This is a genomic window from Polaribacter cellanae (assembly GCF_017569185.1).
GTDB classification, from domain to species: domain Bacteria; phylum Bacteroidota; class Bacteroidia; order Flavobacteriales; family Flavobacteriaceae; genus Polaribacter; species Polaribacter cellanae.
This window is the reverse complement of sequence record NZ_CP071869.1, coordinates 1,346,973-1,372,176: the sequence shown is the minus strand read 5'-3', so window position 1 is coordinate 1,372,176 and position 25,204 is coordinate 1,346,973. Positions and strand designations below refer to the sequence as shown.

At 30.0% G+C, this 25,204-nt stretch carries 30 protein-coding genes; 16 read left to right on the top strand and 14 right to left on the bottom strand.

Annotation, left to right across the window (positions count from 1 at the left end; all coding sequences use genetic code 11):
* The first annotated feature begins 16 nt into the window (after positions 1 to 16).
* The 9 genes from J3359_RS06235 to J3359_RS06195 all read left to right on the top strand — a co-directional run bounded on the left by J3359_RS06235 (position 17) and on the right by J3359_RS06195 (position 6,488).
* Positions 17 to 538: a DUF1697 domain-containing protein gene (locus J3359_RS06235; protein ID WP_208079859.1), complete on the top strand. Its 522-nt coding sequence runs from the start codon at positions 17 to 19 to the stop codon at positions 536 to 538.
* An 89-nt stretch (positions 539 to 627) separates the two neighbouring features.
* Positions 628 to 1,035: a RidA family protein gene (locus J3359_RS06230; RefSeq protein WP_208079858.1), complete on the top strand. Its 408-nt coding sequence runs from the start codon at positions 628 to 630 to the stop codon at positions 1,033 to 1,035.
* Between the two features lie 45 nt (positions 1,036 to 1,080).
* On the top strand, positions 1,081 to 1,773 hold the full coding sequence (locus J3359_RS06225; RefSeq protein ID WP_208079857.1) for a phytanoyl-CoA dioxygenase family protein: 693 nt from the start codon (positions 1,081 to 1,083) through the stop codon (positions 1,771 to 1,773).
* A 1-nt stretch (position 1,774) separates the two neighbouring features.
* A complete protein-coding gene (locus J3359_RS06220) occupies positions 1,775 to 3,217 on the top strand; it encodes an aldehyde dehydrogenase (RefSeq protein ID WP_208079856.1) in 1,443 nt (480 codons plus the stop codon).
* On the top strand, positions 3,210 to 3,362 hold the full coding sequence (locus J3359_RS06215) for a DUF6500 family protein (RefSeq protein ID WP_208079855.1): 153 nt from the start codon (positions 3,210 to 3,212) through the stop codon (positions 3,360 to 3,362). The genes J3359_RS06220 and J3359_RS06215 overlap by 8 nt, the downstream gene beginning before the upstream one ends.
* Positions 3,363 to 3,509: 147 nt before the next feature.
* Positions 3,510 to 3,782: a GIY-YIG nuclease family protein gene (locus J3359_RS06210; RefSeq protein ID WP_208079854.1), complete on the top strand. Its 273-nt coding sequence runs from the start codon at positions 3,510 to 3,512 to the stop codon at positions 3,780 to 3,782.
* Between the two features lie 86 nt (positions 3,783 to 3,868).
* Entirely contained in the window at positions 3,869 to 4,648 is a 780-nt protein-coding gene (locus J3359_RS06205; RefSeq protein ID WP_208079853.1) for an SDR family oxidoreductase, read from the top strand.
* 113 nt (positions 4,649 to 4,761) lie between these two features.
* A complete protein-coding gene (locus J3359_RS06200) occupies positions 4,762 to 5,295 on the top strand; it encodes a 3-hydroxyanthranilate 3,4-dioxygenase (RefSeq protein ID WP_208079852.1) in 534 nt (177 codons plus the stop codon).
* Between the two features lie 62 nt (positions 5,296 to 5,357).
* The gene (locus J3359_RS06195; RefSeq protein ID WP_208079851.1) at positions 5,358 to 6,488 is read left to right on the top strand and encodes an amidohydrolase family protein; all 1,131 of its coding nucleotides are present in this window, start codon (positions 5,358 to 5,360) and stop codon (positions 6,486 to 6,488) included.
* 84 nt (positions 6,489 to 6,572) lie between these two features.
* Here J3359_RS06195 and J3359_RS06190 read toward each other — a convergent pair whose 3' ends face one another.
* The 7 genes from J3359_RS06190 to J3359_RS06160 all read right to left on the bottom strand — a co-directional run bounded on the left by J3359_RS06190 (position 6,573) and on the right by J3359_RS06160 (position 13,591).
* Positions 6,573 to 7,196 (bottom strand): hypothetical protein, encoded by a 624-nt coding sequence (locus J3359_RS06190; RefSeq protein WP_208079850.1) that lies wholly within the window; start codon positions 7,194 to 7,196, stop codon positions 6,573 to 6,575.
* Positions 7,197 to 7,219: 23 nt separating this feature from the next.
* Complete coding sequence (locus J3359_RS06185) at positions 7,220 to 7,639, bottom strand: DUF2141 domain-containing protein (protein WP_208079849.1); 420 nt, start codon at positions 7,637 to 7,639, stop codon at positions 7,220 to 7,222.
* A 151-nt stretch (positions 7,640 to 7,790) separates the two neighbouring features.
* Positions 7,791 to 9,968 (bottom strand): TonB-dependent receptor, encoded by a 2,178-nt coding sequence (locus J3359_RS06180; protein WP_208079848.1) that lies wholly within the window; start codon positions 9,966 to 9,968, stop codon positions 7,791 to 7,793.
* A 100-nt stretch (positions 9,969 to 10,068) separates the two neighbouring features.
* A complete protein-coding gene (locus J3359_RS06175; RefSeq protein WP_208079847.1) occupies positions 10,069 to 10,701 on the bottom strand; it encodes a GyrI-like domain-containing protein in 633 nt (210 codons plus the stop codon).
* A gap of 15 nt (positions 10,702 to 10,716) precedes the next feature.
* On the bottom strand, positions 10,717 to 11,634 hold the full coding sequence (locus tag J3359_RS06170; protein ID WP_208079846.1) for an AraC family transcriptional regulator: 918 nt from the start codon (positions 11,632 to 11,634) through the stop codon (positions 10,717 to 10,719).
* Positions 11,635 to 11,985: 351 nt separating this feature from the next.
* The gene (locus J3359_RS06165) at positions 11,986 to 12,294 is read right to left on the bottom strand and encodes a hypothetical protein (protein ID WP_208079845.1); all 309 of its coding nucleotides are present in this window, start codon (positions 12,292 to 12,294) and stop codon (positions 11,986 to 11,988) included.
* Positions 12,287 to 13,591, bottom strand: a complete 1,305-nt coding sequence (locus tag J3359_RS06160) for an NAD(P)/FAD-dependent oxidoreductase (RefSeq protein ID WP_208079844.1) — start codon at positions 13,589 to 13,591, stop codon at positions 12,287 to 12,289. The genes J3359_RS06165 and J3359_RS06160 overlap by 8 nt, the downstream gene beginning before the upstream one ends.
* A 229-nt stretch (positions 13,592 to 13,820) precedes the next feature.
* Between J3359_RS06160 and J3359_RS06155 the strand changes: the two genes are divergently transcribed.
* From J3359_RS06155 to J3359_RS06140, 4 genes are all read left to right on the top strand, one after another.
* Positions 13,821 to 14,498: a hypothetical protein gene (locus J3359_RS06155; protein WP_208079843.1), complete on the top strand. Its 678-nt coding sequence runs from the start codon at positions 13,821 to 13,823 to the stop codon at positions 14,496 to 14,498.
* A gap of 50 nt (positions 14,499 to 14,548) precedes the next feature.
* Positions 14,549 to 15,391, top strand: a complete 843-nt coding sequence (locus J3359_RS06150; RefSeq protein WP_208079842.1) for a hypothetical protein — start codon at positions 14,549 to 14,551, stop codon at positions 15,389 to 15,391.
* A 30-nt stretch (positions 15,392 to 15,421) separates the two neighbouring features.
* On the top strand, positions 15,422 to 15,877 hold the full coding sequence (locus J3359_RS06145) for a hypothetical protein (RefSeq protein WP_208079841.1): 456 nt from the start codon (positions 15,422 to 15,424) through the stop codon (positions 15,875 to 15,877).
* A gap of 291 nt (positions 15,878 to 16,168) precedes the next feature.
* The gene (locus J3359_RS06140; RefSeq protein WP_208079840.1) at positions 16,169 to 16,624 is read left to right on the top strand and encodes a hypothetical protein; all 456 of its coding nucleotides are present in this window, start codon (positions 16,169 to 16,171) and stop codon (positions 16,622 to 16,624) included.
* 9 nt (positions 16,625 to 16,633) lie between these two features.
* Here the strand turns inward: J3359_RS06140 and J3359_RS06135 are convergent, their stop codons facing one another.
* Positions 16,634 to 17,158: a hypothetical protein gene (locus J3359_RS06135; RefSeq protein WP_208079839.1), complete on the bottom strand. Its 525-nt coding sequence runs from the start codon at positions 17,156 to 17,158 to the stop codon at positions 16,634 to 16,636.
* A gap of 194 nt (positions 17,159 to 17,352) precedes the next feature.
* On the bottom strand, positions 17,353 to 19,263 hold the full coding sequence (gene dnaK / locus J3359_RS06130; RefSeq protein ID WP_208079838.1) for a molecular chaperone DnaK: 1,911 nt from the start codon (positions 19,261 to 19,263) through the stop codon (positions 17,353 to 17,355).
* Positions 19,264 to 19,516: 253 nt separating this feature from the next.
* On the opposite strand from dnaK, the gene J3359_RS06125 reads away from it, so the two are divergent.
* Both J3359_RS06125 and J3359_RS06120 read left to right on the top strand, forming a co-directional pair.
* Complete coding sequence (locus tag J3359_RS06125) at positions 19,517 to 19,858, top strand: DUF2853 family protein (protein ID WP_138536036.1); 342 nt, start codon at positions 19,517 to 19,519, stop codon at positions 19,856 to 19,858.
* A 90-nt stretch (positions 19,859 to 19,948) separates the two neighbouring features.
* Entirely contained in the window at positions 19,949 to 21,373 is a 1,425-nt protein-coding gene (locus J3359_RS06120; protein ID WP_208079837.1) for an L-serine ammonia-lyase, read from the top strand.
* Positions 21,374 to 21,444: 71 nt separating this feature from the next.
* Here the strand turns inward: J3359_RS06120 and J3359_RS06115 are convergent, their stop codons facing one another.
* The 3 genes from J3359_RS06115 to yaaA form a co-directional block, all read right to left on the bottom strand.
* Positions 21,445 to 21,849: a PIN domain-containing protein gene (locus J3359_RS06115; RefSeq protein WP_208079836.1), complete on the bottom strand. Its 405-nt coding sequence runs from the start codon at positions 21,847 to 21,849 to the stop codon at positions 21,445 to 21,447.
* 7 nt (positions 21,850 to 21,856) lie between these two features.
* Positions 21,857 to 22,096 carry a hypothetical protein gene (locus J3359_RS06110; protein ID WP_208079835.1) on the bottom strand — a complete coding sequence of 80 codons (240 nt, stop codon included), beginning with the start codon at positions 22,094 to 22,096 and terminating at the stop codon, positions 21,857 to 21,859.
* Positions 22,097 to 22,170: 74 nt separating this feature from the next.
* The gene (yaaA, locus tag J3359_RS06105) at positions 22,171 to 22,929 is read right to left on the bottom strand and encodes a peroxide stress protein YaaA (RefSeq protein ID WP_208079834.1); all 759 of its coding nucleotides are present in this window, start codon (positions 22,927 to 22,929) and stop codon (positions 22,171 to 22,173) included.
* Between the two features lie 149 nt (positions 22,930 to 23,078).
* Here yaaA and J3359_RS06100 point away from each other — a divergent pair, with 149 nt between their 5' ends.
* Positions 23,079 to 24,194 carry a DUF2914 domain-containing protein gene (locus tag J3359_RS06100; RefSeq protein ID WP_208079833.1) on the top strand — a complete coding sequence of 372 codons (1,116 nt, stop codon included), beginning with the start codon at positions 23,079 to 23,081 and terminating at the stop codon, positions 24,192 to 24,194.
* Here J3359_RS06100 and J3359_RS06095 read toward each other — a convergent pair.
* Positions 24,191 to 24,601 (bottom strand): hypothetical protein, encoded by a 411-nt coding sequence (locus J3359_RS06095; protein WP_208079832.1) that lies wholly within the window; start codon positions 24,599 to 24,601, stop codon positions 24,191 to 24,193. The two genes, J3359_RS06100 and J3359_RS06095, sit on opposite strands and share 4 nt — an antisense overlap.
* The gene (locus J3359_RS06090) at positions 24,588 to 25,169 is read right to left on the bottom strand and encodes an RNA polymerase sigma factor (RefSeq protein WP_208079831.1); all 582 of its coding nucleotides are present in this window, start codon (positions 25,167 to 25,169) and stop codon (positions 24,588 to 24,590) included. The genes J3359_RS06095 and J3359_RS06090 overlap by 14 nt, the downstream gene beginning before the upstream one ends.
* Positions 25,170 to 25,204 lie beyond the last annotated feature (35 nt).

Below are 25,204 nucleotides of genomic sequence, written 5' to 3'. Positions count from 1 at the left end.
GAGGTTTGCAAAGTGTATGAGAAAATATATAGTTTTATTACGAGGAATAAATGTATCAGGAAAAAACAAAATTCCAATGGCAGATTTACGTGATTTATTATCTAGTTTACAATTTCAAAATATACAAACCTATATTCAAAGTGGAAATATTGTTTTAGAATCCAATGAAGATAAATCAGTAATTTGTAATAAAATTAAAGAAGGAATTCAAAATAAATTTGGTTTTGATGTTCCAGTTTTAGCAAGAACTATTCAAGAATGGAAAAAGGCGATTGAAAATTATCCTTTTTCAATTAAAAATGAAAAAATAGTTGCATTTACGTTTTTAAATAAAGCTTCAAAAGAAAGTGTAATTGAAGTCAAAAATATAGGAGAAGACAAATATAAAATAGTAGACGATGTGGTGTATTTATATTGTCCATTAGGTTTTGGAAAAACAAAATTGACGAACAATAGTATCGAGAAAAAATTGAATGTAATTGCAACAACAAGAAATTTAAGGACAGTGAAAAGGTTGTTAGACTTGTCGAAACTATAATCAAATGTCTCCTCGAGCGCAGTCGAGAGGTCATTAAAAGTAAGAAAGAATAAATTTAGGTCTCGACTGCGCTCGACCAGACAAGAGATATGGCACAAAAAAAAGTAACACCAAGAGGCGCTTATCCACATGTAAAAGTTGTAGGCGATTTTATTTTTGTTTCAGGAACAAGTTCTAGAAGAGCAGATAATACGATTGCTGGAGTAGATATTATTGACGAAATGGGAACAAAATATTTAAATATTGAAACGCAAACTAGAGAAGTTTTAAAAAATATCGACAAAAATTTAAAAACAGTTGGAGCAAGTATAAAAGATGTGGTTGATGTTTCTACATTCTTGGTAAATATGAATGATTTTGCAGGTTACAACAAAGCCTATGCAGAATTTTTCGATACAAAAACTGGACCCACAAGAACAACAGTTGCTGTGCATCAATTACCACATCCAGATTTGGTGGTGGAGATTAAGGTTACTGCTTATAAACAACAAGAATAATTAAGTTGTTCTGTCATTCCTGCGCAGGCAGGAATCCATGAAGTTATGATAGATTTTAATCGAGATAAAATAAAATTAGAAGAAAACGGTTTTTCAATTGTTGAAGGAGTTTTTCAACAAGAAGAATTAAATAAAATTATTCATTTTATTGAGCATCATAATTTCGATTTTTCAGAAAGACAATTGTTAAATAGATTTCCAGAACTTCAAAATATTATTTTTGAAAGTAAGTCATTCAAGAAATTATATAGTACAATTTGCGATAAAAATTACTTTTTATCAAAAGCAATATATTTTAACAAACCAAGTAAATCGAATTGGTTTGTGAGTTATCATCAAGATTTGAGTATTAGTGTTAAAAATAAAATAGAAAAAGAAGGTTATAATAGTTGGACAAATAAAAAGGGTCAGTTAGGCGTTATTCCACCTTTATCAATTTTAGAAAACTCTGTAACTTTTAGAATTCATTTAGATAAAGCAGATAAAACAAATGGCTGTTTAAAAGTGATTTCTAAATCTCATAAAAAAGGAATTATAAGAGTCGATACTAATTTTGATGCAAATAATCAAGGGAGTGAAGTTACTTGTAATATCAAAAAAGGTGGAGTTATGTTGATGAAACCATTATTATTACACGCTTCTCAAAAATCGATTTCAGAAAGTGATAGAAGAGTAATTCATTTAGAATTTTGTAATCAAGAAATTCCTATGGAATGGTTGGAGAAAAAAGTTATTTAAAATGAACATAAAAAACTACATCAACGGAAAATTCGAAGACCCAATACATGGAGCATATATTGATAATTACAATCCATCAAGAGGAGAAATTTACGGACAAACTCCAAATTCATCCAAAGAAGATGTAGAAAAAGCATACAAATCTGCAGCAAAAGCATTTCCAAGCTGGAGTAATACTACTTTGGATGAAAGAAGTAAAATACTATCAAAAATTGCAGATTTAATTTTAGAGAAATTAGAGGTTTTAGCAGCAGCAGAATCAAAAGATAATGGGAAACCAATCAGTTTAGCAAAACAGATAGATATTCCAAGAGCAGCTAGTAATTTTCAGTTTTTTGCAAATGCAATTACGCAGTTTTCATCCGAAAGTCACGAAAGTGTGGGTTTAAATGCGGTTAATTTTACTTTACGTCAGCCTTTAGGAGTTGTAGGCTGTATTTCTCCTTGGAATTTACCTTTGTATTTATTCACTTGGAAAATTGCGCCAGCAATTGCATCAGGGAATTGTGTCGTTGCAAAACCGAGTGAAATTACCCCAATGACTGCTTATTTGTTAGGCGAAATATGTAACGAAGCTGGTCTCCCAAAAGGCATTTTAAATATTGTGCATGGTTTAGGAACTTCAACAGGACAAGCAATTGTAGAGCACCCAAATATAAAAGCGATTTCTTTTACTGGTGGAACAAAAACAGGAGCACATATTGCCAGAGTTGCAGCACCAATGTTTAAGAAACTGTCTTTAGAGTTAGGCGGAAAAAACCCAAATATTATTTTTGCAGATTGCGATTATGACAAAATGTTAGCAACCACAATTCGTTCTTCATTTGCCAATCAAGGTCAAATTTGTTTATGTGGAAGTCGAATTTTTGTAGAAGAAAAAATTTACGAGAAATTTAAAAACGATTTTATTAAAAAAGTAGCTGAATTAAAGGTAGGAAATCCATCAGAAGAAACCACAAATATTGGGGCAATGGTTTCCAAAGAGCACTTAGAAAAAGTAAAAAGGTATATAGATATTGCAGAACAAGAAAATGGAAAAATTCTTTTTGGCGGAAACAAAGTAGAGGTAAGAGGAAGTGAAAATGGTTATTATTTACAACCCACAATTATAGAAGTTTCCGATAATAATTGCAGACTAAATCAAGAAGAAATTTTTGGTCCAGTGGTTACTGTTATGTCATTTAAAACAGATGAAGAAGTATTACAATTAGCAAATGATGTAAAATACGGATTATCAGCAACTTTATGGACAAATAATTTAAGCAGAACCATGCAGTTTTCTAAACAATTACAAACAGGAATTGTTTGGGTAAATACATGGATGTTACGTGATTTAAGAACCACATTTGGTGGCGCAAAAGAGAGTGGAGTAGGAAGAGAAGGGGGTTTTGAAGCTTTGCGTTTTTTTACAGAGCCAAAGAACATTTGTATCGAATATGAATAAAGAAATCAGAAAAAAAATAATACAAGTTTGTAACGAGAAAATCGCTAAAAAAGGAGAAAACGTAGGTTTGTCTTTTTATGCATTTTTTAAAAATAAAAATGAGAATCCAAAGTTGTTAATGGAAGTTGCAACTTGGTGGATTTAAACCCATAAATTAGATCATTTCAAAAAAGCGGTTAAGATTAAGAAAATGATAGAAGTTTAATTAATATTAAAATTTCTCCTCGAGCATTACTGAAATTAAAAGGTATTTTAATTGAAAGTAGTTTTCAAAGCAAAACGAGAGGTTAATATGAAAACGTATTTTATTTATATTTTAAAATGTTCTGATGACTTGCTTTATGTTGGAGTTACAAATAATATTGAAAGAAGATTTGAAGAACATCAAAGAGGATTAAATAAAAGTTGTTTCACCTATAAAAGACGCCCTTTAGAATTAATATTTCATCAAGTTTTTAATGATATAGAGCAAGCAATTTATTTTGAAAAGAAAATAAAAAAGTGGAGTAGTAAAAAGAAATTAGCTTTGGCAAATAACGATTTTGATATGTTAGAAATCTTATGAGAATGTAGAAATGCAACACATTATAAATATAATCTAGATAATTAATTAGGTCTCGACTGCGCTCGACCAGACATAGAAAAGATAAAATGAATTTAGAACTAAAAAACAAAAACGCATTAGTTTGTGGTAGCACACAAGGTATAGGAAAAGCCACTGCATTACTATTAGCAGAAGAAGGTGCAAATGTTACTTTGCTTGCCAGAAATGAAAAAAAACTACAATCCGTTTTAAAGGAATTGACAAATAAAGGAAACCAAAATCACAATTATTTAATCGCAGATTTTTCGAAACCCAATGAACTGAAACAAGTTTTAGAGAAAACAGAATTGCAGTTTCATATTTTGGTAAATAATACTGGAGGTCCTGCAGGAGGTCCAATTTTTAATGCAAAAATCGAAGAATTTGAAAATGCTTTTACGCAACATTTAAAGTGCAATCATATTTTGGTGCAGGCAGTTGTTCCATTTATGAAAACCAAATCTTATGGTAGAATAATTAACGTAATTTCCACTTCTGTAAAGCAACCTTTAGACGGTTTGGGTGTTTCAAATGCCATTCGTGGCGCAGTTGCAAACTGGTCTAAAACCTTGGCAAATGAGTTGGGTGAATTTGGTATTAACGTGAACAATGTTTTGCCAGGAGCCACATATACAGAACGTTTAAACGAAATAATCAAAAATAAAGCAGGTAAAACAGGTTTGTCAGTAGAGGAAGTATCTAAAAATATGATGAATGCTTCCCCAGCAAAACGTTTCGCTAAACCAGAAGAAGTAGCCAACGCAATTGTGTTTTTGGCGAGTAAAAAAGCCAGTTTTATCAATGGGATTAACGTTCCTGTTGATGGTGGAAGAACGAAAAGTTTGTAAATTTAACGAAATTTCGCGTTAGGGATTGCAGTGAAAATCCTTTTGCCTTTTTTAAGGCAAAAGATTGAAGCGAAAAGCCCGACCTTTTTAGGTAACGCCCAAAAAATAATATTATGAGTAATTTAGTACAACCTTTAAATTTTAAAAAGTGGATTGAAGAACATCGTCATTTATTAAAACCACCAGTAGGTAACAAGCAAGTGTGGGATAATGGCGAATATATTGTTATGGTTGTTGGTGGACCAAATAACAGAAAAGATTATCATTATAACGAAACTCCAGAATTTTTCTATCAAGTGGAAGGAGATATGATTTTAAAAATCATAGACGATAAAGGTAAAATGATTGATGTTGAAATTAACGAAGGAGATATTTATTTGTTGCCTGGAAAAGTACCACATTCGCCACAGAGGAAAGAAAATACAGTTGGTTTGGTAATTGAATATCCACGCTCAAAAGGAATGTTAGATGCTTTAGAGTGGTATTGCGAAAATTGTGGAAACCAATTATATAGAGAAGAATTTGCATTAGATAACATAGAAACAGATATGCCAGTTATTTTTGATACATATTATTCCGATAAACAAAAATGTACTTGCGACAATTGTGGAACTGTGATGCAACCACCAAATAAAATTCCATCCTAACCTTCCCTAAGGGAAGGAACTCATACTTAATAAAAAAGCCAAATTTAAAAATCAAAAAAGTAATGTCAAATCCATTAGAAAATAAAAATGTTCTTCCTTTGGGGGAAAGAGGGCTTCGCAAACTTAGAATTAACGGACATTCACATTTATTGCCTTATCCAGAGCAAATTCCTCAATTTATGAAGGAGAAAGAAATTTTTTGGGTAGATGATGAGCGTAAACATATGTTACAAAAAGGTTGGAAAAGACCTGTAACAGATTCCAGTTTTTTCTTGGATGAGAAATTAAAATGGATGGAAAAAAACAACATAGACCACGCTGTTGTTTTAAACCTTTCTCAATTATATGGTAATGGTTTGCGATTAGAAGAAATGAAAAAAGCGCTGCGTTTTCAGAACGATTTTAATGCGAAAGTCCAGCACAATCATCCAAATAAATTTACTTGTGGTTTTGTGGTGCATCCTGGTTTTATTTATGGTGCTCTGTATGAAATGGAACGTTGTGTAGAAGAATTAGGTTTAAAAGTTTTGTGTTTGCCAACTCATTTTATGGATTCTATTGGTCAGTGGAGATGTGTTTTTGATAAAGAAAACAATCGAATTTTCGAATTGGCAGACAAGTACAAATTGGCAATTGAAATTCATCCTTATGATGGAGATAAAATGATAAAATTAGAAAACACCAATTGGCGTTTTCACTTAATTTGGATGCTAGCACAATGTGGAGATGCATATCATTTTTATACGCTAAATGGAATGCAAGAACGCTTTAAAAATATCAGGACTTGTTTTGCACACGGAGGTCAATTAGCACAAATGAATTTAGGAAGAAGAATTCAGGGTTTTGATGGAAGACCTGATTTATTTGAAGGAAAAACGCATCCAAGAAAAGCAATCGGACATAAAAATATCTTTTTTGATACGTTGGTTCACGACACAGATTCTTTGCATTTAATGTTTAAAAGACAAGGAACCAGTCAGGTTTTAATGGGCTTGGACGACCCTTATCCTTTAGGAGAAATGGAAAGTGATGCACAATCTTCGTATCCAGGAAAAATTTTAGATTTAGCCATCGAAAAAAATATCATTACAGAAAAAGAAAAAGCAGAAATTTGGGAAAACAATGTATTGCAATGGTTGTTTGGCGATGATGAAAAAGCGAAACAAGATTTGGTGAGCAAGATTCTTGGTTAAAGTTAGCAGTCTTCAGTAAGCAGTTAGCAGTTGGCAGTCAAATATCTGACTAGAAGACTGCTGACTGAATACTGCCAACTAATTCTACTTTTCACACTGCTTCAAAACCTCCAAAGCTCTCGATTCTAAAAACTTCGGATAAAATTCTTCCTCAATTTTTTCTTCTTTTCCTAATTTTATGGCTCTTTTAATTTCATCGCAATAAGGTTTTGTAGATTTTCCGAAGAATTTTGCTGCACCCATATTCCATTCTGCATTACTCATAATTACTCTTGGGTTATTTGGTGCAATGGCTAATGCTTTTGCATACAATTGTGCGTTTTTTCCAGATAATGTCATTCCGTATTTTTGTCCGTCAAAAGCAATATATGCTGTATTTAATAAAGCTTGAGTGATTATAATTTCAGGATTATTTTCTGAATTAGACTTTGCAACATCTAAAAATTCTTGTGCTTTGGTTAATTTTGTCTTTAAAGTAGTTTCGTCTTTAAGGCCAAAACTGCTTAAAATTTCCACAGTTGCTGCATAGTATGCAGGTTTCCATTTTTTTGGCTCAGCTTTTGATATTCTTTCAAAGAGTTGAGAGGCTTTTACCATTTCTCCTTTTTTCCAATGAGAAAAAGCTTTTTTCATTCCATTTTGATATTTGGACTGTGCAGAAATTGTTACTGTAAAAATAACTGCAAAAAATAGTATTATTTTTTTCATTTTATAGTGTTTTGAGATGTTTATTATATCTCTATACTAATTGTTTTATTTTCTGACAATTGAAATTTTGCGTCTTTGTATTTTGGAGGTCCCATAAAACCTCTTGCATTATTAGAACAACCATAATCTTCTTTTGGAATTCCGAAGAAATTTGTGTCCATTTTATCGTTATCGTTTTCATCATGAAAAAAAGAAACAGCATATTCTCCTTTTGGAATATCTTTTAAAGTATAAGTTGCTTTTTTATCGGTAATTTTTGCAATTCCGCTTTTAAAACGTTTTTTTAAAAACTGACCTTCTTCGTTATATAAAGCAATTAAAATTTTTCCTTTATTAGAGTCTAATCCAGAAATATTAACCGTTAAATGGAATGTTGTTTCTTGTGCATTTGTGGCAAAAATTCCTCCGAAAATTATGGTTATTGTTAAAAGTAATTTTTTCATAATTGTTTATTGTTTTTGTTTAATAATGTAAATATCGGTTGTTTTTTAAACTTTAAAACAAGAAACATACCGAATTGTAATTTTTTAATGCTGAATTGTATTTTTTCTTTAAGTTTTAAAGTTTCAGAAAGTTTAAAATAGCTCCAAAATATTATAAATTATCTAACTGATTCGATTTATTATCGTCGCTAATTGTCCAGAAGAAACCTACGAAAAAGAAACTATCTGCATTAGGAATTCTTGCTTGTCTTTCGAAATTTCCGTTTATATCTGGGGTGTTTTTATAGTTGTAACCAAAGACGTTTTTTGTACCCAAAACGTTGTTTACAGAGAAATATAAGAATTTCTGCTGGTCTATTAAATACGTCCAATTGAAACTTAAATTATTAAAATTTTTGGTTTGGTTATTTAAAAAACCTGACTCATTGGGGTTTGTGTAATTTCTACCAGAGGCAAATTGATAACTCAACCCAACTTGACTTTTCCAATCTGTAATAAAATGTTTGGCAACAACTGATAAATTATGTTTCGATGCAAAGTTTGGTCTTGCAGCATTTGGGTAATTTCTGTAATCTCTTTCTGTATCTAAATACGAATAAGAAATCCAATAATCGGTGTTTTTAATTTTTCCATTTTGTCTCCAAAAAATATCTATTCCTTTGGCAAATCCACTTCCATTATTGTTAAAAGTTGAATTAAAATTCGGCTGGTTGTCATTAAAATTTGTTGAGTTATTATCGAACTTAACCAAACTATTGTAGTTTTTGTAATAGGCCTCGATTCTAAAAATTTGTCCCTGTTTTACAGATTGATAATTGGCAATTAAATGCGATGTATTTTGCGCTTTTAAATTTTGTGTAAACTTTAAATATTCGTTATTCGGATTTTGATAAAATTGCCCATAAGCCAAAGAAAACTGTGAGTTTTTACCTGATTTATAAGAAATAGAAGTTCTTGGGGAAATTGTAAATTCGTTTAATAATTCAGAGTTTTCTGCTCTTACTCCAATTTTTGCAGCCAAATTTTTCGAGAAGAAAATATCGGTTTCTACAAAAGAAGCAAAAATATTATTATCGAAACCATAATCGAATTTATTGCTATTTTTTGGAGTGTAACTTTCGTCGAAATTTGTTATAAAATATTCTGCGCCAAAATTTAAACGAAATCTACTTGAAAAGCGCTTTCTTAATTTTGCTTTAAAGTGATAGGAATTATCGTTGCTATTTATTTTGTCTTCCATAAACTTAACATTCGTATTATCGTTTGTGTAACTTAAAGCGGTTTCATATTTCCAATTATTGCCAAATTTATTTTTGTAAGAAGCATTAAAATAAAGATTCCTGTTTTGTAATCCGAAACGCAAACCATTATCAAAATTGATATCATCTTGCACAACATCAAAATCGGAATAACTGTAAGCACTGTATAATTTTAACAGAGAATCGTCTTTGAATTTTTGTCTAAAAACCATTTCTCCACTTAAAGATTGGTAAGGTTTTTTCCAAGTATTTCTATCTTTAAAAATGGCATTATAAGGCGCTAAATTGATGTAAGAAGTATTAATACTAAACGAACTTTTATTCCATTTTTGTGTGTTTCCAACTCCTAAACCAACTGTCATTAAAGAGATGTCTGTTTTTTCTTGGTCTGGCTCATCTATAGTTTTTAAAGCTAAAATACTGGATAATGCTTGTCCATATTCTGCAGAATACCCACCTGTAGAAAACGTAATTCCTTTAAATAAAAATGGCGAATATCTTCCTCTTGTTGGAATGTTGTTTGTTGTTGGTGTAAATGGCGTAAAAACTCTTGCTCCGTCTATAAAAATTTGAGTTTCTTCTGCTTCTCCACCTCTTACAAATAAACGTCCATCTTCTGCAACAGCAGAGGTTCCTGGCAAGGTTTGCAATGCGCCTACAAAATCGCCCAAAGCACTTGCTGTGGTTACAATGTCTAAAGGTTTTAAAACAGTTACTTTACCTTTATCTCCAGCCTCAAAAGTTCCTGCATTTATAACAACTGCTTCTAACGAATTTACATCGTCTCTTAATTTTACTTTTAATTTATTTAATGTTTTTACATCAGCAGTTTTTGTATAAGTTTCGAAAGAAATAAAAGAAATTACCAACGTTTGAGTGCCTGTTTCTTCGGTTTTAAAAGAGAATTCTCCTTTTTCGTTTGTAGAGGTTCCATCGTACGTTCCATCTAAATACACATTTGCTCCTAAAATAGGATTGTTTTTAGAATCGGTAACTTTTCCTGAAACTGTGGTTTGTGCAATTAAAGAAAATTGGCAAAGTGTAATTAATAAAAATAGAATACGTTTCATCGTTTTGGTTTTTTTGATGGTACAAAGATGAAATAGTTTGTTGCGGAAAAATAAAAACAAATACTGAGTTGTAATTTTTTTGTGATGAATTGTAGAACGATTATTTTGTTTTAAAACGTAAAGCCGTTTTTAGTTTTTCTGTTGCAACTTTCCTAAAATCAGATAAATAAATTTCTCTATGAAGTTTAGATTCTCTTTCTAAACCTTGTTTTTTAGCAAATTCTCCCATAATTTTAAAAGTAGTAGCTTCATTGTCATAAGACCCAATGTGTAACATTTGTATGCAAGAACCTTCTTCTATTTTTTCAAATTTTACTTTGTTAATTAATAAATCTGGTTTTTTAATTTTTACTTTTTCGATAACATCTAAAGCATATTCTTCTGTTACAAAATTTGGTTGACGAATCATTAACGTGAAAACTAAATCGTCTTTGTTTATAGGTAAATTTGGGTTGAAGTTTTTCTTTGCTTCATCAGAAATATCCCAAACACCTTCCAAAGGATACACTGTATAATCGTAATAACTATCTAAAACAGGATTCTTTTTTAAACCCATTTTTACAGCATATGAAAGTGCGTATAAAGGAGTAATATAATTAGCAAAATGAGGATTATTTGGATCTCCTTTTCCAGAAATGGTAAAGAAATTATACTCAGGAACTTTAATTATTTCTGGCTTTGCTTTAGGAATATATACATCTTTTTCCTTTTTTCTCCATTCGTGTTTCATCATAAAAAAAATAAAATTTTATAAAATAGGAATGCATAAATCTACAATAAACTTGTTTTCGGGATGTTCTGCAGCATTGTTGTAATAAATTTCAAAAGGAGAAGTTCCCGATTTTTTATAGCCTTTTTCTATCATCCAAGCAAAGGAAGATTCCCAAGCTTGTTGAAACTGAAAAGGTGTAATTTCGAAACGAGAAACAATACATTTTGTAGGCACTAAAACTTTTAAACTTACTTCTCCATCAATTTTAACAGGATTGTTTAAAACAATACAAGCACTTATTCTTAAGTTATTTGGTTCTGTAATTTTAGGGCTGTCGTGATAAATGGTAAGCATTCGTGTTTGCTCATTTATCAAACCTTTTGGAGTTGCCCACTTTACTAATTTATTATAAACGCTACCAATTGCTTCCATTTTTCCTTTATGAGAAATAAAAGCCAAATCTAACTTTGGAGTTTTTTTAATCTCTGTTTTTGCATTCATTTGTAACCAATTAATAGCGTTATTTACATTACAAATGTATTGTTCGAAAGTAACTTTTACTTGTCCGTTTTTGCTTTCGGTTTTGCAAATCTTGCTAAATTTATTAGGACTTTTTTCCTTAAATTGGTTGGGAGAAATACCATAAAATTTCTTAAAAGCTTTTGAAAATGAGGATAAGTTACCAAAACCAACAGCTTCTGCAATTGCTGTAATTGTTTTTTCTTTTTGATGCAATAAAGATGAAGCTGCACTTTCAATTCTCTTTCTAATGATAAAATTATTCGGAGTTTCTTCAACAACCAAAGAAAACAGACGATGAAAATGAAAAGGAGAAAAATGGGCTTTTTCAGCAATAATAGCTAAAGTAAGTTTGGTATCTAAATTTTCTTCAATAAATTGAATGGCAACATTTAATCGAGCAATATTTTCTTTCGCAATTTTAGTGGTTTTCAATTTTCTAATTTTTGAAGTTGGTAGAATACAATTCCGCCTGCAAAGTATAAAAGAATATCTATATAGTCTTTGGTATATCTTGCTAAATAATTAGGGAAAACAAATTCAAAAAGAATACTATATAAAAAACAACAATATAAGATTATTAAAAAGGGTATTTTATAATTTGGATTGTTTTTAGTTCGTTTTAAAACCTGTAAACAAAGAAATAAAACAATTGGAATGATTAAAAAATCATTTACATAAAAGCGAAAAATTCGAGGTAAATAAATATTATAAAAAGAAGAAAAATAAATAAAACCACCTAAAAGAAGTGAGAAAACAACATATTTAAAAAGTATGTTTTTCATCTTAACCAGCGGCAACCATTGCTATAAACCAAGCCAAACCTGCACCAATTGCGCTAACTACCATAATTGCTGAATACAAAATACAACCTGCAATTCTATATAAGAAAAAAGGATGCTTTTTTAAACGTTCGGCTAAATTGGGGTTTTCTTTTTCGTAAATAGCTTCTTCAACTCTTTTTTGTTTGCCAGCTTCAGCTTTAATTTCTTGCTTTTTTTGATGAGAAATTAATATATTACAATTCGTGCAATACTCTTTATTTGTGTTGAAAGTACTACAATTTGGGCATTTTACAATTCTTTTTTCACTCATAATGCTCTTTAAAAGAATATTTATTTTTCTTTTTATAAGGACGAATAATTAAACGAGTTTCTCTATCAAAACGAATATAATTATACACCCAATTTAAAAACACAATGGCTTTATTTCTAAAACCGATTAAAGAAAAAAGGTGTACAAACATCCACACAAACCAAGCAAAAACTCCTTGAAATTTCCATTTTTTTAAATCTACAACTGCTTTATTTCTTCCAATTGTAGCCATGGCACCTTTATCTTTATAAACAAATGGTTTTTGTTTTTTGTTGAATAATTTTGCTAAAACATTTTTAGCAACTAATTTTCCTTGTTGCATGGCAGGTTGTGCCATCATTGGATGTCCGTAAGGATTTTTTTCTGAAGACATGCAAGCAACATCGCCAACTGCATACATATTTTCGTAGTTTAAAACTTTGTTATATGCATCCACTTTTATTCTTGCGGCTCTTTCTATTACACATTCTGCTTGTAAACCATCGATTGTTTGTCCTTTAACACCTGCAGCCCAAATAACGGTTTCGGCTTTAAAATGGTCTAATCCGTTTGTGGTAACTATTTTTCCATCGTAATCTAAAACACGTAAATTTTTCCAAACATTTACACCTAAATCAATTAGGAAATCTTCTGCTTTTTCAGAAGCTTTTGCACTCATTCCTTTTAAGATTTCGCCAGAACTTTGTATCAAATTTATTTGCATTTGACGAATGTCTAAATCTGGATAATCTTTTGGTAAAATTCCTTTTTTCATTTCTGCCAAAGCACCAGCCAATTCCACTCCTGTGGGACCACCGCCAACAATTACAAAATTCATTAGAGCATTTCTTTCTTCTATGTTTGAAGTTAAAAGCGCTTCTTCAAAGTTTTCTAAAACTAAACTTCTAATATTTAATGCCTGCGGAACAGATTTCATTTCCATTGCATATTTTTTAATATTAGTGTTCCCAAAAAAGTTGGTTGTTGAGCCTGTTGCAATTATTAATTCATCATAATCTAATTCTCCTATGGAGGTTTCAATTGTGTTTTTTTCTGGATTTATTTTAGTGACTTCTGCCAATCGAAAATAAAAATTAGCTACATCATTAAAACGTTTTCTTAAGGGAAAAGCAATAGAATCTGGTTCTAAACCACCAGTTGCCACTTGGTATAATAAAGGTTGAAAGGTATGATAGTTGTGCTTGTCTATTAAAACAACCTGCAATTCTTGTTTTTCTAAGCCTTTTGCGGCAGCCAAACCAGCAAAACCTCCACCAATAATTACAACTCTTGGAAAACTTGTTTGTGGAATGTTCATATGAAATCTTTGGGTTGTTAGATGTTAGGTTTTAGAAATGCAAATTTACTGAAAAGGAATTTATAATTAATATGTATGCTTTTAATTTTAATCGTGTAAAACCCTAAAGGCTCTTAAATATTGATAGTTATTTTTAAATAAAAAATAAGTTTTTATAAAATACAACAACAAAAGTTTGGATGGAGACATATATATATATATATATATATATTGCAAAAAATAAAAAATTATGAAAAATACGTTAATCTTATTCTTACTTATACTATTCTTATTATCAAATTGTAAAAAAGTAGACTTAGCTAAACAGCCAATTATACCGGTTTGTGAATTTGGTTCGAAAGAATATATAAACTTCTATGATTTAAAACTAAGACATCCTGATGGTTTAAGTGCAGCTCATCTAAATTCAATTCCAATAGATAAAATTTATAGAAATTTAGAAAGCGTTTTTGAAGGACATGGTGCAGCAGATTATGCTTCTTCGATAATTAAAGGGAAAGTAATATCAGACGGGTCTTTTTGTAAAGGGTTTGAAAAGTTTAAATTTGAGAAAGGTGATAAAAAGATATCAGGAAGTACTTTACAAATCCCTTTCGTATCAAATTCAGGTTTTAAAGGAGAGGTTAGTGTAAAAATGCGTAGCCCAACATTCTACAACGAAAAAGGAAGCGCATCTTATTATTATGTATTATGGGAAAAATCTAGTAATGAATTGAATAATATTGTTGGGGATATAACAGGGAAAAAAATGACAATTAATTCACTTAAAAAAAGTAGAAAAGAACCTAGGGTGTTTTATGCTCAAAAGGATAACCCTGAAATAATGGTAGAAGGTGAGCCAATACCTATGGGCAAAGCAACTGAAAAAGATTTAAATGAAGAAGTAACTGAAGAAGCAGAGGGTTAGAAACTACATAAAATTGCTAATTTAAAAGATTTAATACAAAAAATTAATACATGAAAAATACTACATTTATACCATTTATAATCCTTTGTGTTTTAGGGTTTACATCTTGTGTCGAACCTCATTTAGAGGTTGGTAACGATAACAATTTAGAAAGTAATACTAAGTTAGAAGAAACAAAATACAATATATTAAACAACGATGCAGGAATTTATTTAAACTATTTTTTACAGTCAGATTTTTCTGCGGGGTATTCTTCATTAAAAGCCAATTCTTTACAACCCCATAATGTTGTAGAATTTATAGATTTTAAAAATGCTGAAATGAAGTTAAGCATAAAAAAAGAGCCTAAAAACGATTCGTATTTATACAAAACGGAGAAAAAAAGCAAGCATGGTGATATTTTTGGCAAAGACATCACATTTAAATTACAGCCTATTAGTTCTAAAAACGGTCATAAAAAAGAGGCTGGGTTCGAAACTACTTTTTACGTTCCAAATTTGGTAGAAATTACAAATCCAAAAGTAGAAAAAGAAATTAAACTTTTTCCGAATTGCTATGCTAAAAACTTTGTTTTAGAGTGGAATTCAGATCCTAAAAACGAAAATGGATTAATGGTTATTGTTCAGTACAATGGTTTAAATGCTCACCCTAGTTACGATACTAATAAACCTGTAATTAATATAGATGTTATTAAGGAAGATAATGGGAGAACAGTTCTAAATGACGATTTGTTTAAAGATATACCCAATTTAAGTATTGTAACTATTATTTTATTACGAGGGCATGTTACTTTAGAAGAGGTACAAGGTAAATATTATAAGTTTTTTGCAGAATCGCATGTTAAATTACCAATTGTCTTAGTAAAAGATATAAACTCTGTAAAAGCGATATAATTTTTTATATATTGCTTTAAAATTAATAAAATGAAAACTCTTATACCCTTTATTTCTGTTGTACTTTTATTTTTTTCTTGTACCGAAGAAGAAAAATTTACCCCACTTTCTAGTTTAGATGATTATGTTTTTGAAATTACGGTAAATTTTGAAGATTCAGATAAGGATTCGAAGTTTAAAATTGTTAAATATTATACGAATGAATTCGATAGATTAGAGTCGTATCCTTTTTCGTCTTATTCTGGTACATCTATAACTAAAGATCAGATACTTTTAGCTTTTAAAGAATATAAAATCGTGGGTATTTCAATTGAAGCAGTAGCGAATGTAAAGAATTTTTCTGTAGAGCTAAAACAAATTTTTAGTAATTCTTTTGAAGCTTTTCCAAAATTTCAAATTATAAATGAGAGTTTAGATACTAAGAAATATATTTTCTACAACTTCGAAACGAAAGAACTTTCTAGAGAAAACCTAGCAGCAAATTAGAAACATATATTATTTTTTGGTGTATTTTATTTCCTGAAGCGTTTTATCAGAATTTATAAAATCCGTAATAATTTTAAAATGTAATTCTTCAACTTCCAAATCGAAATATTGTGCCCATTTATCTTCTTTAAATAAATGTGTTATTTGTTTTATTCTTTTTTGTGCTTTAGAAAATGAAAATATTATAAGTTTTTTGCAGAATCGCATGTTAAATTACCAATTGTCTTAGTAAAAGATATAAACTCTGTAAAAGCGATATAATTTTTTATATATTGCTTTAAAATTAATAAAATGAAAACTCTTATACCCTTTATTTCTGTTGTACTTTTATTTTTTTCTTGTACCGAAGAAGAAAAATTTACCCCACTTTCTAGTTTAGATGATTATGTTTTTGAAATTACGGTAAATTTTGAAGATATAGATAAGGATTCGAAGTTTAAAATTGTTAAGTATTATACGAATGAATTCGATAGATTAGAGTCGTATCCTTTTTCGTCTTATTCTGGTACATCTATAACTGAAAGGCAATTACTTTTAGCTTTTAAAGAATATAAAATCGTAGGCATTTCAATTGAAGCAACAGAAAATATAAAAAATTTTTCTGTAGAGCTAAAACAAATTTATAGTAATTCTTTTGAAGCTTTTCCAAAATTTCAAATTATAAATGAGAGTTTAGATACTAAGAAATATATTTTCTACAACTTCGAAACGAAAGAACTTTCTAGAGAAAACCTAGCAGCCAATTAGAAGCATATATTATTTTTTGGTGTATTTTATTTCCTGAAGCGTTTTATCAGAATTTATAAAATCCGTGATAATTTTAAAACGTAATTCTTCAATTTCCAAATCGAAATATTGTGCCCATTTATCGTCTTTAAATAAATGTGTTATTTGTTTTATTCTTTGTTGTGCTTTAGAAAATGAAAACAGAAAAGCAGTTGTTTTTTCTTTTTTAGGTTGAAGTTTCGCTGTTTTTTCTTCAAAATTCACTTCAATATAAAATATTTTTTCTTTTGAATTGATAGGGAAGAAGTCCCTCCATTTTGCAAAACCAATTATAATGTTCTGGTTTTTATATGTAGCATTAGCAATTAATTTCCATCGACAGTTGGCAACTCTTCCCCAATGATTCGATTTTCTATACACACCTTTTTCTGTATAAAAATACATACTTTCAGATTTACTTTTGTAGTTTGTATTTTCTGGAAATTGAAAATTATTTACTTGTTTGAATTCACAAAAAGTATGTTTAAAGAAGTTGGTTTGGTTGTAGGTTTTCAAGCAGAATATTTCTGTAAATATAATTAAAAGAAAAAAACGCAACCAAATTAATGATTGCGTTTTAAATATTTATAGAAAATTAAATTTCTTTTGAATAGTCTCATTCAAGTTTATTTAAAACTATTTTTTGAGATTCCGCTTTTCAGCGGGATAAGTTCAATTATGTATTTTGTTTTTACAAAATACTATTTCACTTACTTTACTTCTTCAAAATCTACATCTTCAACATTGTCTCCACTATCTGCATTTCCAGCTTCTGGTTCACCTTGTTGTTGTGCCCCTGCATTTGCGCCTTCAGCACCACCTTGTGCAGCATACATTTCTTCAGAGGCAACTTTCCAAGCTTCGTTAATTTTTTCCATTGCAGCATCGATTTGTGCTAAATCTTTAGATTCGTGTGCAGCTTTTAATTCTACTAAAGCAGCTTCGATTGGCTCTTTTTTATCTGCAGATAATTTGTCTCCAAATTCTTTTAATTGCTTTTCTGTTTGAAAAATCATAGAATCTGCTCCATTTACTTTTTCTGCAGTTTCTTTAGCGGTTTTATCTGCATCTGCATTTGCTTCTGCATCACGTTTCATTTTTTCGATTTCTTCTTCAGACAATCCAGAAGAAGCTTCGATACGAATGTCTTGCGATTTTCCTGTAGCTTTATCTACTGCAGATACTTTTATAATACCATTGGCATCTATATCAAAAGTTACTTCAATTTGTGGTACACCTCTTTGTGCTGGAGGAATATCTGTTAACTGAAAACGCCCAATTGTTTTATTGTCTGCAGCCATTGCTCTTTCACCTTGTAAAACATGAATGTCTACTGAAGGTTGGTTGTCTACTGCTGTAGAGAATACTTGCGATTTTTTTGTAGGAATGGTTGTGTTTGCATCAATTAATTTTGTGAAAACATTTCCCATTGTTTCGATACCTAAAGATAAAGGAGTAACGTCTAATAACAATACATCTTTAACGTCTCCAGATAAAACGCCACCTTGTATTGCAGCTCCTAAAGCAACAACTTCATCTGGGTTTACACCTTTACTTGGTGCTTTTCCAAAGAATTTTTCTACAGCTTCTTGTACAGCAGGTATTCTTGTAGAACCACCAACTAATACAATTTCATCGATATCTGATTTAGATAAATCTGCATTTTTTAAAGCAGTTTCGCAAGGTTCTATTGTTCTTTTTACTAAATCGTCTATTAATTGTTCGAATTTAGATCTAGACAAAGTTCTTACCAAGTGCTTTGGTCCGCTAGAAGTTGCAGTAACATAAGGTAGATTAATTTCTGTTGAAGTCGAAGAAGATAATTCTATTTTTGCTTTTTCAGCAGCTTCTTTTAAACGTTGTAAAGCCATAGGATCTTCTCTTAAATCCATATTTTCGTCGGCTTTAAACTCATCTGCTAACCAATTGATAATTTTCTCATCAACATCATCTCCACCTAAATGCGTATCTCCATCTGTAGCTAATACTTCAAAAACGCCATCTCCTAATTCTAAGATAGAAACATCATGTGTTCCTCCACCAAAATCAAAAACAACAATTTTTTTATCGTCGTTAGATTTGTCTAATCCATAAGCTAATGCAGCAGCAGTAGGTTCGTTTATAATTCTTCTTACATTTAAGCCTGCAATTTCACCAGCTTCTTTTGTAGCTTGTCTTTGTGCATCGTTAAAATATGCAGGAACTGTAATTACAGCTTCAGCAACATCAGAGCCTAAATAGTCTTCCGCTGTTTTTTTCATTTTTTGCAATACCATTGCAGAGATTTCTTGTGGTGTATATAAACGACCATCAATATCTACTCTTGGTGTATCATTATCTCCTTTAACTACTTTATAAGGCACTCTTTTTGCCTCTTTTGAAGATTCAGAAAATTTATTTCCCATAAAACGTTTTATAGAAGAAACTGTTTTTGTAGGGTTTGTAACTGCTTGTCTTTTTGCAGGATCACCAATTTTACGTTCTCCACCTTCAACAAAGGCAACAATAGATGGTGTCGTTCTTTTTCCTTCTGAGTTAGGTATAACAACTGGCTCATTTCCTTCCATTACAGAAACACAAGAGTTTGTTGTACCTAAATCGATTCCAATTATTTTACTCATAATACTTATTTTATAATTTTAAATTCGTTTTTCAATTTTACAATTACAGTTAGTCAAAGTGTGTGCCAACCGTTTTTTCTTTGGAAAATGTCAGTTTTTAAAAACAATTTTAATTTTTGATGTGACATAATGACACAAAACAGTGTCTAAAGCATTGAATAGAAGAATATTTGAAATGAATAATTATTTTTCATATATTTGAATTGTTCTTTTAGAATGAAATTAAATACAAATAATAAAACCACAGAAAAACATGAGTAAATTCGACGAAAAAGTAGCACTGTACAAGAAATTTATGGACGATAGAAACTTACGTTCTAATACAGAATTATTAGCTGCTGTAACAAAAGGTCTTGGACCATCTATTTATAAAGCAGATGCAGAAACTGTTTCTGGTTCTGATGCAAAAGAATTGGCAACTGTAAAAAATAACTTTTTAATTAAAAAGTTAGGTTTAGCAGATAGTAAGGAGTTAGATGAAGGTATTGAGGAAGTAATGGAGAGAATTGGAAAATCTGAAAGAAAAAAGTACAGAGCAGTAGTTTACTATATGTTAGTTAAAAAGTTTGATAAAGAGTCGGTTTACGGAATGTAGAAATAAATTCTTTTTATATTATATAAAAAAATCCAACTCATTGAGTTGGATTTTTTACATTTACAGCAAACTTTTAAATCATTTTTAAGAATGTCGCAATTTATTAGTATTTTTGATATGTTAAAGATTGGTGTAGGTCCATCAAGCTCACATACATTAGGTCCTTGGAGAGCTGCAGAAGCTTGGGTTCAAAAAATTAAAGAAAACAAAAAGTTCGATTTAATTGATAAAATAAAAGTCGATTTATATGGTTCTTTATCTTTAACAGGAAAAGGACATGCCACAGATTTGGCAATTCTTTTAGGACTGAGTGAGGCAGACCCAGAATATGTGCCTATTGAAGATGTTTTTATAATTGTTGATAGAATAAATACACAAAAAGAAATTCTTTTTAAAGGAGGAAAAACGGTAGTTTTTCCTGAAAATTCCATTCGTTTCAATCGAGATTTTTTACCTTTTCATTCCAATGGAATGACGTTTAGAGGTTTTTCTAAGGGAGAAGAAATATCTACACAAACCTATTTTTCTATTGGTGGAGGATTTATCGTTCAAGAAAACGATAATTTAGAGTCAGCAATAGAAATTAATAAAAAGAACTTTCCTTTTCCAGTAAATAAAGCGACTCAGTTAGAAGAATATTGCGAAAAAAATAACTTAATGATTTCTGATATTGTTTTTAAAAACGAATTAGAATTAAGAGACGCAAAAGAAATCGATTTTGAGCTCAACAGAATCTGGGAAACCATGTTAGAATGTATGTACATTGGTTGCCATACAGAAGGAAAACTGCCTGGAGGTTTAAATGTAAAAAGACGTGCTTACGATACACATTTGAAACTAATAAAAGATACAACTTATACCAATCCAAAAGAATGGATTACTTCCATAAGAAGTACAGAAGTAAAATTCCGTGAAATTTTAAAATGGGTAAGTTGTTTTGCACTTTCTGTAAATGAAGTAAACGCTTCTTTAGGAAGAGTAGTAACTGCACCAACAAATGGAAGTGCAGGCGTAATTCCTGCTGTTTTAATGTATTATTTGGTAATAGAAAATCACGACGCAGATTTCGAACACGTTAAAAAATTCTTATTAACAGCTGGCGAAATTGGCAGCATTTTTAAGAAAAATGCCACAATTTCTGCAGCAATGGGTGGTTGCCAAGCAGAAATTGGTGTTTCTTCTGCAATGGCTGCAGCTGCTTTAACAGAATTATTAGGTGGTACAGCTGCACAATGTTTGGTTGCCGCAGAAATTGCAATGGAGCATCATTTAGGGCTGACTTGCGATCCAATTGGAGGTTTGGTACAAATACCTTGTATCGAAAGAAATGCAATGGGCGCAATTAAAGCAATTAATGCAGCAGAAATGGCTTTAGAAACCGACCCAAAAGACGTAAAAGTTCCTTTAGATAAAGTAATTGATACGATGTGGGAAACCGCAAAAGACATGAATAAAAACTACAAAGAAACTTCGGAAGGTGGTTTGGCAGTGACTGTTAGAATGGTGGATTGTTGATTTTTAGTCTGTTGTTAACTGTAATTTTTAATTTACAAGTTATTTTAATATAATAAGGCTTGGAGTAAAAATTATTCTCGTTGAAACCAATTATCAATTTTGAGATCATTTAAATATTTGAAATCTTTTACATTATCAGTCACTAATGTCAAGTCATTTACAATTGCTGTTAATCCAATTATCAAATCAAATTCATCATGCATTGGTGTGCCTTTTTTTCTCAATTTAACTTTTTCTTCAGCATATTTTTCAACGACTCCAAAAATTGGAATAATTGATAATCCACTAACAAATTTTGAGACAGCTTGATGAGATTTCTTTCGATTCTCACTATTTTCTGCACCAAATTTTAATTCAAAAACAGTTAATTCTGATATAAAACAATTTTCTACACCTTTATTTTTAATTATTTCGTCAAGATTCAATTTACCACGAAGAAAAAATATACAGATATTAGTGTCTAACAAATACTGCATAAGTAGGTTATAATTTTAAATCTTTAGATGTAAATCTTCTATTTTTTTTAATTTGCTCCGAGATTTCTTCTGCTGGTTTTTCAGAACCAAAGGCACCAAAAGATTTAAAAAAATCTTCATTTTTATTCTTTACTTCTTTTTTTAAAGATTTTGCAAGTTTCTCTAATAATTCAATTTTACTTATTGAATTTAAACCTTCAAAAAGGTTCGAATATGTATTTACGATGTATTTTTCAGCAACAGTCATAATTATAAGTATTTATTCAAATATACTGAATTTTATTTTAGGTAGCTATTGGTAATGAAGGGTTATCGATATTTCTACCTCGTAAAAACCAATTCATTTTCTGATGACATTTCCTCAGAAAAACCATATCCTTCAACATTAAAACCTTTTAATTCTTCTAATGTTTTTACGTTATTTTCTATAATATAACGTACCATAAATCCACGAGCCATTTTAGCATACGTCATTATAGTTTTGTATTGTCCGTTTTTAAAGTCTTTAAAAACAGGTGTAATCATTGGCACTTTTAATACCTTTTTGGGTAAGGCTTTAAAATATTCTGCACTTGCTAAATTGATTAATAATTCGCCTTCTTCCAATTCTTCATTTAAAGATTTAGCCAAAGTATCATCCCAAAATTTATATAAGTTTTCTTTTCTACCAACTTTAAGTTTTGTGCCCATTTCTAATCTGTAAGGCATAATTAAATCTAAAGGCTTTAACAAACCATACAAACCAGATAAAATTCGCAAGCGTTTTTGTAAAAGTGGTAATTTTTTTTCGTCAATAGTATTTACATCAATTCCTTGAAAAACGGCTCCAGTAAAAGCATAAATAGCTTGTTTCGCATTCTTTTCTGTAAAAGGGGTTTCCCATTCTTGGTTTCTTTCATAATTTAAGGAAGCCAAATCATCGGAAATTTTCATTAAATCTGCTAATTTATTTTTTGAAAGCGTTTTTAATTTTTTATTCAATTTTTCAGATTTATCTAAAAAACGAGGCTGTGTATGTAAACTTGTTGGTACTTTATTTTCGAAATCTAAAGATTTTGCTGGAGATATAATTATTTTCATTTCTATAAAATTGAAAAATGTTTGTTCTTAAATTCGACCTTAAAAATACAAATGATCGCTGTATTACTTCAAAAAAAAAATGATTTTATATTTATTATCGTATTGATAAAATTTATGTATATTTCTTATCCTCAACATAGCACCAATTCATGGATAATAAATTGTTAAAATACAAAGACAGTAAGTTTGGTCTTTTTTTAATAAGACGAAAAAAATATGCGCCTCTTTTATTTTTTATTGCCGGTTTTACTTGGGATTCTCTCACCTTAGGAAGAATTGATAGGTTGTATGATAATGTTATTTTATGTACGTATATGACATTGCTTACCATAAGTATCTACTTTTATAATTTAGTAGACAGTGAGAAATGGAAAAATAAATTTATACAACTTTATGGAAAATATTTGCCTTTGGCGGTTCAGTTTTTTTTAGGAGGGTTATCGAGTGCGTACGTTATTTATTTTTCGAGAAGTGTTTCAATATCTAAAACGGCTTCTTTCTTTTTAATTTTAATCTTTCTTTTAATTGCAAACGAACTTTTTAAGAAAAGAATTTCAAATAGATATTTGCAATTTTGTGCTTATTTTTTCGTCAATTTTACTTTTTTAAGCTTTTTTGTTCCTGTAATTTTAAAGGAAATGAATACCAACATTTTTATAATTTCAGGAATTTTAAGTTTGGCATCTACTTTACTTTTAATTGTTTTGGTGTACAGAAGCAGTGCCTCTACAAGAATAGAAATTGTAAAATGGAAGATGTTGGGAATGATTTTAGCGATATATATATTAATTAATACATTTTATTATTTTAGGTTAATTCCTCCAGTTCCATTGGCTTTAGATAAAGGTTTGGTGGCACACAGTATTGCTAAGAAAAATGGTAAATATATTGTAACGTATGAAGTGGACGATTGGTACATTTTTTGGCGAGATCATAAGGTAGATTTTTATAGAAAATCAAACCAAAAAGTATATGTTTTTACTTCCATTTTTGCTCCTACAGATTTAAAGAAAAAGATTTACCATGTTTGGAAATGGTACAATCCAAAAACCGAAAAATGGAAGACTTTAGATAAAATTGGTTTCGAGATTGTTGGCGGAAGAGATAGTGGTTATAGAGGTTATAGCTATAAGAGTAACCTAATAAATGGCGAATGGAAAGTAGATGTAATAACCGAGGAAGGTTTGGTTTTGGGAGTTGTAGATTTTAATATAAATATTAACAAACCTAATTTAAAACCGCACATAATTACGAGAGAATTTTAATTCGTTCTTTTTTCGAAATATTTTTTTAAAAACACAAGTTGAAATAACAACATAAACCCAAAGAAAAATACGGAATAATAAACGGTATTGGAAATTGTAATTCCTTCAAACATATTAACATTTTGAAATTTTTCTAAAAAAGAGAAATCTATTTTTAGAAACGAAAGTGTGTTTTCTTTTGAATTTGTAAAAGGTATAAAAACAACTGAAATTAAAGAAGCAGCGATTAAAAACCACCCTTTTTTAGAAATTAATGTAGAGGTTTTAAAAACGGCATTTCTTTTCTCTTCTGCAATCGTATTTATTATAGAAGATGTAAAATCTGCTGGTGCTTTTTCTATTTTAATTTCTTTTACATACTTTTTTGCAAAAGCGTCTAATTCGTCTATATGTTTATTTTTTTCCATAATGTGCTATATTTTCTGGTTCGAAAGTGTCTTTAACAATCGTTAATAATTTCTTTCTACCTCTGTGTAATTTCACTTTTATATTTGCTTCCGACAACGAAGTTACTTCAATAATTTCTTTCAAACTTAATTCTTTGTAATAAAATAACCATAAAATAGAACGCTCGTCTTCAGGTAATTGTAATAAACATTTGTCCATTATTTTTGCACGTTCTTTTCTTTCTAAAGCTTGCAAAGCATTATCTGTTGTTTGTATTTGATGTAAAGTAATCTCATTAAACTCAAACGAATTGGAATGCTTTTTATTTTTCTTAAGAGCATCTAAACACGTATGGTATGTAATTCTGTATAACCAAGTAGAAAATTTAGAGTCTCCTTTAAATTTACTCAAATTTTTATATGCTTTTATAAATGTATCTTGACTTATTTCTTCTGCTTCTTCTCTGTTTTTAGTCATTTTTATTGCCAACGAAAACACCAAATCCTTGTAGGTGTCTATTAATTCTGAAAAGGCGTTTGTATTTCCTTTTAGAACTTTGTTAATAATTAGTTGGTCGTTGTTAGTCATTTTATACTTAGACTGTGCTTGTTAAAAATAGGTTA